Annotated in this window: 9 protein-coding genes; 4 read left to right on the top strand and 5 right to left on the bottom strand. The window is 63.8% G+C overall.

Annotation, left to right across the window (positions count from 1 at the left end):
* Window positions 1-209: 209 nt before the first annotated feature.
* Window positions 210-1,868 carry an NAD+ synthase gene (locus tag ACQKI2_RS17060; protein ID WP_427380829.1) on the top strand — a complete coding sequence of 553 codons (1,659 nt, stop codon included), beginning with the start codon at window positions 210-212 and terminating at the stop codon, window positions 1,866-1,868.
* A 21-nt stretch (window positions 1,869-1,889) separates the two neighbouring features.
* Here ACQKI2_RS17060 and ACQKI2_RS17055 read toward each other — a convergent pair whose 3' ends face one another.
* On the bottom strand, window positions 1,890-2,720 hold the full coding sequence (locus ACQKI2_RS17055) for a hypothetical protein (RefSeq protein ID WP_427380828.1): 831 nt from the start codon (window positions 2,718-2,720) through the stop codon (window positions 1,890-1,892).
* A 131-nt stretch (window positions 2,721-2,851) separates the two neighbouring features.
* On the opposite strand from ACQKI2_RS17055, the gene gltX reads away from it, so the two are divergent.
* Entirely contained in the window at window positions 2,852-4,189 is a 1,338-nt protein-coding gene (gene gltX / locus ACQKI2_RS17050) for a glutamate--tRNA ligase (RefSeq protein WP_427380827.1), read from the top strand.
* 7 nt (window positions 4,190-4,196) lie between these two features.
* Here the strand turns inward: gltX and ACQKI2_RS17045 are convergent, their stop codons facing one another.
* Together ACQKI2_RS17045 and ACQKI2_RS17040 are read right to left on the bottom strand one after the other, a co-directional pair.
* Window positions 4,197-5,306 (bottom strand): pectin acetylesterase-family hydrolase, encoded by a 1,110-nt coding sequence (locus ACQKI2_RS17045; RefSeq protein ID WP_427380826.1) that lies wholly within the window; start codon window positions 5,304-5,306, stop codon window positions 4,197-4,199.
* 72 nt (window positions 5,307-5,378) lie between these two features.
* Window positions 5,379-5,771 (bottom strand): YkvA family protein, encoded by a 393-nt coding sequence (locus ACQKI2_RS17040; protein ID WP_427380825.1) that lies wholly within the window; start codon window positions 5,769-5,771, stop codon window positions 5,379-5,381.
* 236 nt (window positions 5,772-6,007) lie between these two features.
* Here ACQKI2_RS17040 and ACQKI2_RS17035 point away from each other — a divergent pair, with 236 nt between their 5' ends.
* Complete coding sequence (locus ACQKI2_RS17035; protein ID WP_035601937.1) at window positions 6,008-6,490, top strand: Lrp/AsnC family transcriptional regulator; 483 nt, start codon at window positions 6,008-6,010, stop codon at window positions 6,488-6,490.
* 18 nt (window positions 6,491-6,508) lie between these two features.
* On the opposite strand, the gene ACQKI2_RS17030 is transcribed toward ACQKI2_RS17035, so the two are convergent.
* Window positions 6,509-9,010 (bottom strand): Rid family hydrolase, encoded by a 2,502-nt coding sequence (locus ACQKI2_RS17030; RefSeq protein ID WP_427380824.1) that lies wholly within the window; start codon window positions 9,008-9,010, stop codon window positions 6,509-6,511.
* Window positions 9,007-10,536, bottom strand: a complete 1,530-nt coding sequence (locus tag ACQKI2_RS17025; RefSeq protein ID WP_427380823.1) for a S10 family serine carboxypeptidase-like protein — start codon at window positions 10,534-10,536, stop codon at window positions 9,007-9,009. Before ACQKI2_RS17025 ends, ACQKI2_RS17030 begins: the two co-directional genes overlap by 4 nt.
* Before the next feature lie 100 nt (window positions 10,537-10,636).
* On the opposite strand from ACQKI2_RS17025, the gene ACQKI2_RS17020 reads away from it, so the two are divergent.
* Entirely contained in the window at window positions 10,637-11,953 is a 1,317-nt protein-coding gene (locus tag ACQKI2_RS17020) for an aminotransferase class V-fold PLP-dependent enzyme (protein WP_427380822.1), read from the top strand.
* The last annotated feature ends 2 nt before the right edge of the window (window positions 11,954-11,955 follow it).

Genomic DNA, 11,955 nt, shown 5'->3' with positions numbered 1-11,955 from the left:
CCGAAACTCCGGTTGGCAGTGCGCGGCGGGCGAGGTGCCCACACCGCAAACATCTTTTCTATCCGGGCGCCGCGGCGCCCGCCGCGCAGGCTCCATTCGTGAGTCACAAGAACTGCCCCAAACCCGGATGGCCCTGCCAGTCCGGCCAAAGGCGCAGGCCGGGCGCATCCCCTGATGACATCCCCCGCGCATCATCCTAAATGCTCATCATGAGCAATAATCTCCGCATCCTCGCCGCCCAGCTCAACCCCGTTGTGGGGGATATTCAGGGCAATCTGGCCCTTGCCCGCCAGGCCCATGCGCAGGCCCGGCAGCAGGGCGCGCATCTGCTGGTGCTGAGCGAGCATTTCCTGCTCGGCTACCCCGCCGAAGACCTGGTGCTGAAGCCTGCGGCGGTGGAGCAGTCGATGGAGGCGGTCACGGCACTGGCGGCGGACACGCAGGACGGCCCGGCCATCCTCATCGGCACGCCCTGGCGCGAGCAGGGCAAGCTGCACAATTCCGCCTGCTATCTGGAAGGCGGCGCCCTCAAGGCGCGCTATGACAAGCGGGAACTGCCCAATTACGGCGTGTTCGACGAGAAGCGCCATTACCAGCCCGGCGAAGGCCCGCCGCTGATCATCACGCTGCAGGGCGTGCGCATCGGTGTGGCCATCTGCGAGGATATCTGGTTCGAAAACGTGCCCCGCGCCGCCCATGCCGCCGGCGCAGACCTTCTGGTCGTGCCCAATGCCTCGCCCTGGCGCCGCGCCATCCAGGCCGAGCGCGCCGCCGCGTTCGACCGGTGGTCAGACCTCAGCCTCCCCTACCTCTTCGTCAATCAGATGGGCGGGCAGGACGAGCTGGTCTTCGACGGCGCCTCCTATGCGACGAACTCCACCCATGGCGCGCGCTGCGGCCTCATCGGCCAGTTCGAAACCGGAACGGCGCTGGTAGAGTTTGATCCGTCCACGAAACAGTTCGTGGGCCTCGGCAAAGGCTGCGCAGCAGACCTTGAAGGCTGGCACGCCGAATACCGCGCCGCGATGCAGGGGCTGGGCGATTATGTCCGCAAGAACAAGTTTCCCGGCGTCGTGCTCGGCATGTCAGGCGGCATTGACAGCGCCATCACCGCCGCCATCGCCGCTGATGCTCTGGGCCCGGACAAGGTCTGGTGCGTAATGATGCCGTCGAAATATACCAGCGAGCACAGCCTGGAAGACGCCCGCGCCTGCGCCCGCGCCCTTGGCTGCCGCTATGACACGATCAACATCCACCCCGGCGTCGAGGCGCTGGACGAGATGCTGGGCGACGCCTTCGCGGGCAAGACGCCGGACATTACCGAAGAGAATATCCAGTCCCGCCTGCGCGCCGTCACGCTGATGGCCCTCTCTAACAAGTTCGGCCACATGGTCGTCACCACCGGCAACAAGAGCGAGATGGCCGTTGGCTACGCCACGCTCTATGGAGACATGTGCGGCGGCTACAATGCGCTGAAGGATTTCTACAAGACCGAGGTGTTCGAGCTGTCGAAATGGCGCAACACGATGGTGCCCAGGGATGGCTTGGCGCCTGGCGGGGAAGTCATCCCGGAACGGATCATCACCAAACCGCCCTCGGCCGAGCTGCGCGAAGACCAGAAAGACGAGGACTCCCTGCCGCCCTATCCGGTGCTGGATGATATTCTGCGCGGCCTTGTGGACCTTGAAGAAGATGTCGATGACATCCTCGCCCGCGGCCATGATCCGGCCACCGTCCGCCGCATCGAGCATCTGCTCTACATCGCCGAATACAAGCGCCGCCAGGCCCCGCCCGGCGTCAAGGTGGGCGGCAAGAATTTCGGCCGCGACCGGCGTTATCCGATCACCAACCGCTTCCGGGATAATTGATCCGCGCGGATAGGCGGCTGGCTATTCCACCGGCGGCGGCTCGATGCTCTGCGAGATCGGGTCAAGGCCGAAGGCCTCCGGGCTCATCATGGCACGGACGGTCTCCACCTCATCGGGCAGGATGTCATGGGCTTCGCCATAGCCGGTGATCGGAGAGGGGTAGACGCCCTTTTCCAGCACCACCTCATCAAACAGCAGCCAGGCCTGCTTGCCGCCGAGACAGGTCACGCGGACCCAGAGATCCTCTTCATTCTCGATGGCGCCGATATCGGTGATCTCGCGCAGCTCGCCCTCATTGATGTCGAACTCGCGGCCATTGAAGCTCATCACCGTGAAGCCTTCGCCGATATAGCGCAGATAGGTGAGCTGGTCGCCGGCCTTCAGGGGCAGCTTCTCGATGCCCGCATCGCCGACAAACTCCACCTCGGTGTCTTCCAGCACCGTCACCGGAAGCTTTTTCGTGGCCACGAAATAGTCGAGGTCATCGGTCTTGTTGCGGGCATTATTCCACAGCTGATAGTTGGCATATTGCGGCAGCAGGCAGGTGATGTCCTGCGGGTCGGTCGGATTGGGGCGGGCGCGGGCGGGCACGCGCACATCGGCATCCAGAACGGCAAAGCCCGGCGGATATTCGCCCGGCCAGCCGGGGCTCAGGAACCAGTTGCCATCATAGCCCGAAAGGGCCGCATAATCTGTTGTGGGGGCCGCCGCAGGAGCCGGGCTTTCACTGTCCGCGCCTTCCACTGGCGTTTCAGCGCCAGGCGCCGCCTCCGGGCCCGCCGGGGGGGGCACATCGCTCTGTCCACAAGCCGCCACAAAAAGGGCCGCCGAAAGAATCCAGCCGAATCGCATTTTCTGCTCCCATACCGTCCAGTAAAAATGGAGGTGAACCATAACAATAGCAAGAATATGACCGTGACGCTTGGCTTTTGGCGCGATTTGATGTCTCAAGCCACTTTCCGGAACCAGAAAGCCTGCTGCCCATGACCCGCCCCGTTGTTCGCTTTGCGCCCTCGCCCACTGGCCGACTGCATGTCGGCAATGTGCGTACTGCCTTGATTAACTGGCTGTTTTCGCGCGGGCAGCAGGGTAAATTCATCCTGCGAATTGACGATACCGACCTTGAACGCTCCACCCAGGAGAATGAGGACGCCCTCAAAGTTGACCTTACCTGGCTCGGCCTGACCTGGGACGAGAGCTTCAACCAGTCCCACCGCTTCAAGGTCTATGACGCGGCCGCCGGCAAGCTGCGCGCCATGGGCCTGCTTTACCCCTGCTATGAAACGGCCGAGGAACTCGACGTCAAACGCAAGATCGCCCAGTCACGCGGCCGCCCGCCGGTCTATGACCGCGCCGCGCTGAAACTGACCGCCGAAGAGCGCGCCGAGTTGGAAGCCAAGGGCCTCAAGCCCCACTGGCGCTTCAAGCTGTCGGGCGAGCGGGTGGAATGGAACGACCTGGTGCGCGGCCCGCAGAGCATCGATACGTCCTCGGTGTCTGACCCGATCCTCATCCGCGAGGATGGCAGCTATCTCTACACCCTCCCTTCGGTCGTCGATGACATCGAGGCCGGCATCACGCATGTGGTGCGCGGGGAAGACCATGTGACCAATTCCGGCGCCCAGATCGAGATCTTCCTGGCCCTTGGCGGCAAGGCGCCAGAGATGGCGCATACGCCGCTGCTGATCGGCGCTGATGGCGCGGCCCTCTCCAAACGCATCGGCTCGCTCTCCATGGGCGAGCTGCGCGCGCGCGGCTATGAGCCGATGGCCATCTGCAGCCATCTCGCCAAGCTTGGCACCTCGGACAATATCGAAGCGCGCAGCTCGCTGGAACAGCTCTGCGAAGAGTTCGCCTTCTCCAAGATCGGCCGCGCCCCCGCCCGCTTTGACGACAATGACCTCAACGCTCTCAACGCCGCGCTCGTTCATGCGATGCCGTTTGAAGCCGTCCGTGAACGGCTGACTGCGCTCGATGCCCGCGCCGCGTCAGAGCCCTTCTGGCTGGCCGTGCGCGAGAACTGCACCTTCGTGGCCGATGCCGCTGCCTGGCTGGAGATCGTCTTCGGCGCGCCCGCTCCGCTGGTGGCCGATGAGGACAGGGAATTCATCGCCGCCGCCGCCGCGCACCTGCCGGAAGGCGAGCTGACCGGCGAAAGCTGGAGCGCCTGGACGAACGCCCTGAAAGCCGCCACCGGCCGCAAGGGCCGCGGCCTGTTCATGCCGCTGCGCAAGGCCCTGACCGGCCTGGAGCATGGCCCGGACATGGGCGCCGTCCTGCCGCTGATCGGCCGGGAAAAAGTGCTCCAGCGCCTCGGCTAGAACGCCCCTAGTCGCAGCTCTGATCGCTCTGGCAGCTGACGCTCGCCACGGCCTCGCCATTGGCAAGGCCGCGTACCCAGTCAACCAGCTTCACGCCGCCCACTTCCTCCGTATAGAAACGGCCGAAGCGAAGCGAGGTGTGGGCATTGCCCGGCGCCTCAAAGGTGCGGATCGTTGGCATATCCCCGGCAAGGTCTGCATTGTTGGCCGCCAGCAGCCCGCGCACGGGCTCGCCCGTCCCCAGAAGGGTGAGGAAGTCCTGCTGCACGGCGTCGTCCACATTGTCGAACCTTGCCATTTGCATCTGCGGATGGCGCGCGGCGGTCACGCGGAAGAAATCCTCCGTGCTTGCCGCTGCCTGGTCAATGGCCGCAAATTCCGGCCAGTCCGGCACGCCCTTGAACGCGCCCCATGCCTCCAGCACGCCTGCAATGGCGGGCGCGCGATAGCCGCCCGCGCCATCGGCCAGTTGGATAACATCCGCCTGCGGATAATGATCCGCCACAAGCCCGGCATAGTAAGGCGAGGCAATCGCCCCGGCGCTGCCACCGGTCACGAAAATGCGGCGGGCATCGGCCCGGTTGGCATATACCCAGTCCAGCGCGGCCTGCACATTCGCCTTGCCGCGATGGTGAACCGTCACGGTTTCGCCAGCGCCTGTGGTATAGGTCACATCGCCCCCGCCCAGATGGGAATCGCCGGTGCAATAGGGCACGAAAACCTGCGTCCATCCGGCAAACGGATTGGCTGGGTTGGCCTCATCGAAGACGCCCTCCAGCAGTTCCGGATTGTTTGACTCCATCTCGGCGAAAGGCGTGTAAGGCGTCGGCGCGGTTTCCAGGTCGCAGAGATCCCCGCTCCAGCAGGCGCCGCCGCCATTCAGAAAGACCATAACGCGCTCGGGGTCTCCACTGCGCACATGGAAACGGAACGGCGTGCCCGTGGCGCACAGCGTTTCCCCGCCCGGCTCGATCATGGCCCATGGCTCCGCCTCCGGCGCAACGGCAACCGATACCGGCGCCGCAGCTTCAGCAGAGGCAGGCGGGCTCGCCTGACATCCTGTAACAAGTGCCAGAAAAGCCGGAGCCGCCAGCAGCGCGCTGATGCGTAAAGTCATTCACTTCTCCTCCCAATGGCATTCCGGCCATCCATCAGAAGGCAGCTTAGACGGGACGCCCAGCGCTGACAATCAGCCGCCGAACAGCAGCCGGTAAAGCAGGAACAGCAACACAGCCCAGATTACCAGAAGGCCCAGCAGAATGAGGAAGATCAGCAGCAGCGGCCGCTTCACCCAGCGCCGCATGAACCGGTCTGCCTTCGCCCCGGCGCTTTCGCGCACGGGTCCGGGCAGGCGCTTGCTGATCTGGGAAACCATCAGCGGCACGATGATCAGATCATCCACCACCCCCAGCACCGGCACCATGATCGGAACAAGGTCAAACGGGCTGATGAGGTAAAGCCCGGCAAGAGCCGTGGCCAGTTTCAGCCCGCCCGGCGTCGCAGGGTGCCAGAAGGCATGCCACAGCATCACCGTGTCACGCCCGAAGGCCGCAAACCGCCGCTTCAAAATCGATAGAACCATTCGCGCCCTCCGCCGCCCCTTATCAACTCACTGGTGCGGGGAAAGTTCAACGCCCCTTCGGCTCCCCCGCTGCTGTGCGGAAAACACCGCGCCTATCCCGCCCCCGATAGATGCGCTGCATTGCCGCTGGCCAGAATCCAGGCGCGCAGGCGCTCAAACGAATAGTTTTTAGGCCCATTTGCAAAAATCAGTCTGTATAATGTTGCCTTTGGGCATGATATGGCTATTCTATAGCCATGAGCGAAGAACTTTCGATATTTGATATCAAGATCCTTGAGCAACTCCAGAAGGATTGCTCGGTCTCCACCGTGGAACTGGCCGATATTGTCGGCCTCTCCCAGTCCCCCTGCTGGCGCCGCCTGCAGCGGCTGAAGGATGAGGGCTATATCCGCCAGCAGGTGGCCATTCTCGACCGGGAGAAGCTCGGCTATGGCCTCCACATCTTCGCTTATGTGAAGGTCGCGCGCCTTTCGGAGAAGGACCGCGAAGTCTTCCTGCGCAAGGTGCAGAACACGCCGGAGATTCTCGAATGCTATTCCATCTTCGGCGAGATGGACCTGATGATGAAGATCCTCGCCAAGTCGATGAAATGGTATCAGGAATTCCTGATGGATTTCCTGCTGAACCTGCCGGGCGTGGAAAATGTCAATTCCACCGCCACGCTGGGCGAGCTCAAATCCACCACCGCCATCCCCGTGCGCGGCAACATCGCGCTTTAGGAGCGGGCCTCTCTCCGGTTACGGATTAACCGCGTAGGCCATGCACTCCACCTCAACAGACGCGCCCAGCGCCAGCCCGTCTGCGCCGAACGCGCTGCGCGCCGGCATCCGGCCCTTGGTGAAATAGGTCGCATAGACTTCGTTGAAAGCCGGCCAGTTGCTCATATCGCCGAGCATCACGGTGCATTTGAAAATCTGGTCCATGCCCGCGCCCGCAGACGCCGCCACCCGGCGCACCGCTTCCATTACCTCAACGGCGTGATCGCGGAAATCATCGGAAGGCCCGCCGGCCTGCCCGCCGATCTGGCCGGAAAGGTAGATGATATTCCCTACCCGGACGGCGCCGGAAAAGGGAAGGTCTTCTGCCCGGACAGACAGCCCATCGGTAATCATCGGATAGTGCTGCACGAAGCTTGCCTCCGGGGGCGCCGCTTCTGCCGCCACAGGCTGGGGCTGCGGGGAAGCCACCGCAGCCGCCTTTGCCTCCCCGCGCAGCAGCGCCGGGGGCGGGGCAAACGGTTTCACGCTCAGCGCTTCATAGATCTCTGCGGGGTAATAGACATCGCCATTGCGCACCACCATCCGCGCAGACCGGATCGCGTTGATATCCTCCAGCGGGTTGCCCGGCAGCAGCATGAAATCCGCCAGCCGCCCCGGCGCGATCACGCCCAGCCTGTCACCATAGCCCATATACTCCATCGGCGTCCACGCTGCGAGCCGCAGGGCATCGGGCACCGGAATACCCGCCAGCACATAAAGCTCGATTTCGCGGTGAACCGTGAAGCCTGTGCCATCATCCGTTCCCGGTAGAAGCGGGATGCCGGCATCATGCAGCATCTTCAGCGTCTCCAGAACGCGGCGGAAACCTTCCTGATACGCCTCATCCTCCGCCGCATTCGCCAGCGACACAAAGCTGCGCCGGCGATAGCGCTGATAGCTGATCGGCATGTGATCGAGATACGCTTTGTCGCCGTCTGCCACTGTGCCGGCGCGGCTCAGCATCAGCCGCTCCAGGATAACCGCCGTCGGATCAAGCGCGGTGTTATTCTCCTGCATCCGGCGCACCGTGGCCTGCACTTTTTCAGAGTCCAGATCGAGGGTTGCCCCGCGCGCCATCCCCGTCAGGCGCAGCGGCGTGCGTGTGTCCTCGGAGATGTCCAGCAGCCAGCCCAGCATCAGTTGGTTAACATGGGTCACCTCGTCAAACCCGGCATCGATCATGGCGTCCGCATTGGTGAAGGCCGGAATATGGCCGATCAGGCGCATGCCATGCGCGTGCGCGCGCTCACCCACCGCCGCCATCCAGGCCGGGTTCATGGAGTTATAGGACTTGATATAGCCAAACCCACGCTCCGCATACCAATCAACGGCCGCCAGCGCCTCTTCCTGAGAGGCCGCAATGATGCCATTGCGCGCCGAATAGGGGCTGCGCCCTTCGACAAACCCTGCCGGCGTGATGCGCGGTCCGGCCAGCCGGCCAGCCTTCATCCGCGCCATCAGATTCTCCAGCGCGCTGTTTTCATTGCCCATATCCCGGGTCGAGGTCACCCCCGCCGCCAGATAATAGAGGCCCGATGCCGCTGAGGAATGGGAGTGCATGTCAACCAGCCCCGGCATCACCGTGCCGCCTTCGCCATCAAACACCGTGGTCACGCCCTCAGGCAGCGCGCCCTCCGCATACGGCGAGATACCGGTAATCGTATCGCCGCTGACCGTGACAACAGATGGCCCGCTCAGCGTCCCGGCCCGCACATCCAGCACACGGACATTCACAATCGCATAGGGCCCCTCAAACCGGTGCAGCAGGCTGTGGGCAAGTTCTTCGGATCGGGCGGAGTTGATGTCGCGCGCCAGTTCCAGCAGCGGCTGAACACTGCTCTCAAACCCCTTCCGGATCACCGCAGATGTCTCGCCAAAGCTGGCGAAGAAGCTGCCATCGCCGTCCAGCGCCAGAAGGCTGGGGCTCATATCGATGCCCGACAGCCGGTAAACGCTCACCGCCACGGCGCTTTCGCCCGCAGGAAGCTGCACGTCCCGAACTTTCTCCAGCAGGATCTCGCCGCCCGGCAGAACCGGCATGCGCCGGTCATCATCCGCCAGCAGCGCGCGGGCATACACATATTCCGCCCACGGGCTTCCGTCATTGACAGCATACAGTGCCGGCGCGGGAAGGTTCACCCGGCCCGTATCCGCCTGGCTCAGCCAGCGGGCAACGCCGTCATTGATCGCGAAGGACTCCTCCACCTGCCCGCCCATAAGCGACGTGCCCTCGATCAGCCAACTGACGGGCACACCCGCCTTATCCACGGTCAACTGTTCCTTATGTTTCGGCCCGCGCCCATTGCTGTCGACATAATAGTCGATCTTCGCATTCCGGCCGGTTTCCTCAACCTTCAGATGACCAACGGATTCGCCGTTCTGGATGATCGCGTATTCAAAGCGTGCCGTCTGCGCAAAAGCGGCCGGCAGCACCGGCAGGAGAAAGGCCGCGGCCAATGCCGGGAAAAGTCGGAGGATCATTCTGCGGTCTCCTGCAGGGGAAGGGGCGCCGCCCGAACGGCCGCCTCAATAAAGGAATATAGCTGATCGGCTATGCCCGCCCTCAGCGCGTCTTCATCATAGGGGGAATGCCCGCCGGGCAACGCCACAAGATCCACCCGGTCCTGCGGCAAGCCGTTATGGGTCAGCGCATAGCGCGTCCCGAGCAGGGTTGTGGCAAGGTCCCGGTAACCGGCAAAAACCAGAAGGCGCACAGCCTCCTTCTGCTGCATGTATCTGCCCAGGGCCGGCGCAGTACTCACATAGAAACGCGGGGATTTTTCCGAAGCCCGCCAGTCCCACAGGAAATTGGCGTCCAGGTTGAGCGAGCGGTATTCGTCTCCCCGCTGAACACCTGCGGCCTGAGCAAGATATCCTGCAATCTCCGCCGAAAGGATCACATTTGACCGGCCAAGGCCGAGGGAGGGATCATTGGCGGCGGCGGGCCGGTGGGAGTTTGCCTCCGGCGGGGGCAGCGGCGAGGTTACCCCGGTATTCAGCCGGCTGACGAGTAATCCCTCATCGGCCAGCAGCGTTTCGAGGAAATACTGGATATCAATGCGCAGGTCTGCCGCCTCAACGGCCTGCGCGGAAAGCCCTGTCATCACGGCGATCTCCGCGGCCACAGCCGCCTTCTCGTCCGCGCCGATATCATCTCCCTTCTGCAGGGCGATCAGATAGTCGCGCTCGGCATAGGCCCGCGCCTTTTCCCAGCTCTCTGCTTCACTCTCTGCTTCAACCGCAGAGCGGCCATAGCGCCAGGCCGTCGCCGCCATGGTGGGCAGCGTGAACACATGGCCAAGATCAGTCTGCCCGGCTGCGCTGTCGAGCGCAGGCGACACCATCACCAGGCCGCGCACATCCAGATCGGTGACCTTTGCCACAAGATTGGCAAGCCGCGTGCCGCCATAGCTCTGGCCCGCCAGGATCAGCGGCGCGTTCTGCCGGCCATTTTCGGCCAGCCAGTTGCGGATGAAGCGGTTCACCGCCTCCACATCGCCCTCAACGCCCAGATAGCGCGCCTGCCCCTCTTGGGAATTGGCGCGGCTGAACCCGGTATCGACCGGATCGATGAAAACCAGATCGGCTGCCCGGAGGATGGTATACGGATTATCCGGAAAAGTGCCGCCCGCGCCCCTCGCCTTCGGCCCCATCGAGAAATGCAGCGGCGAGGAGGAGGCCCCCGGCCCGCCATTGAACAGGAACATTACCGGCCGCGCGCCGGGGTCGCAGGCGCACTCGGCAAGATAGGCCGTGCCGGAAATCGTCGCGCTGCCTGCGCCCTCTTCCGGGTCAAGCTGCAATTCACTCCAGGAAACCGAATAGCGGAGCGGCGCGCCGCCAAACCGGTCTGCCACGCTCTGGGAAGGCCCGCCGGCAAACACCGCCCAGGCCGGGGGCGGGGCCACCGCCTGCCCCTCCGCCGCCAGCGGCGTTGCGCACGCCGCAAGGATCAGAGCGGCCGCGGCCGCAGAAAAAACAAGGCGAAGCTGAGGAACCATGCGCATCTTGCCGACTCTCCACGGGTGCCCGGAAAATTCCTATGCCTATCAGCCATATCTGAACAGAGCGTCCGGCACATTCATGCGCAATCCCTCAAAGGAATGCATGATCCATTCGCCGCGCCGCGTTATAATGGATGAGAGCATCCGGCTGCCCTTCATCGTGGAGATGCATATGTCAGAAATCACCCGCCGCAACTGGCTGGCGCTCAGCGCCGCAACCCTTGCGGGCGCCGCCGCCTGCCGCAGTGTGGCCGCCGCCAGCCCGGCCACCGCCCCCCTGCCGGCGGCGCTGCCAGACAGGACGAATTTTGACCTTGAGGGCGTGTACCTGAACGCAGGCTCGCAGCACCCGATCAGCCGCCCCGCGCGCGCCTCGCTGGAAGCTTACCTGCAGAACCGCGCCCACCATGCGCCGGGCGCGGGCTATGAACTCGGCAGCAGCGCCGCCGTGGAAAAGTTCGCGCGCCTCGTAAACGCCGATCCCGACGAGATCACCTTCGTGCAGAGCACCACCACCGGCGAACAGATGATCGTCCGTTCCCTGATGCTTCCGGCGACGGGCGCGCGCGTCGTCACGGATACGCTCCACTTCTTCGGTTCCATCCCGCTCTATATGGAGCTTGGCAAGGCGGGCTGCGATGTTGCCTGGGTAAACCACAAGGATGGCCGCATCCTGCTGGAAGATATGGACCGCGCGATCACGCCCGGCACGCGCCTCGTCGCGCTCTCGCTCGTCTCTACCGTGAACGGCTTCCAGCATGACCTGAAGGCCATCTGTGATCTTGCCCATGCGCGCGGCGCGCTGGTCTATGCGGACATTATCCACGCCGCCGGCTGCGTGCCGGTGGACCTGCATGCGAGCGGCGTCGATTTTGCCGCCTGCGCCAGCTATAAATGGCTGATGGGGGATTTCGGCCTTGGCTTCCTCTATGTGCGCCGGGGCGCCCGGGAAGCGCTCACGCGCACGCAATATGGCTATTATGGCGTCAGCAGTTTCACCAGCCACGTTTACCCATTTGATCCGCCGGGGGACGAGGTGGCAAGCTACGCCTTCCCCGACACGGCAACCGGCCTCTTCGCGCTCGGCACCTACTCCCACACGGCCGTCGCCCTGCTCAACGCCTCGCTCGATTACATCGCGTCAATCGGTGTAGAGACGATCCAGCGCCATGCCGCAGCGCTCACCACACGCCTCAAACAGGGCCTGCTGTCGCAGGGTTATACCCTGATGACGCCGGAGGAAGCGGCAACGCCGCTGGTGGCCTGCGCCTATGAAAACGCCCGCGCCCGGATCAGCCCGAAACTGAAGGAAGCGGGCATCACCACCACCGTGTCCGCAAACCGGTTCCGCCCGTCCGTCTCGGTCTTCAACACCGCCGAGGATATCGACCTCTTCCTGGCCGCCATCGGCCCGGCCTGAGA

The organism is Hyphomonas sp. NPDC076881, assembly GCF_050269995.1.
Lineage (GTDB): Bacteria > Pseudomonadota > Alphaproteobacteria > Caulobacterales > Hyphomonadaceae > Hyphomonas.
Note: the sequence above shows the minus strand (reverse complement) of the source record. Positions and strands in the feature narration are given on the sequence as shown.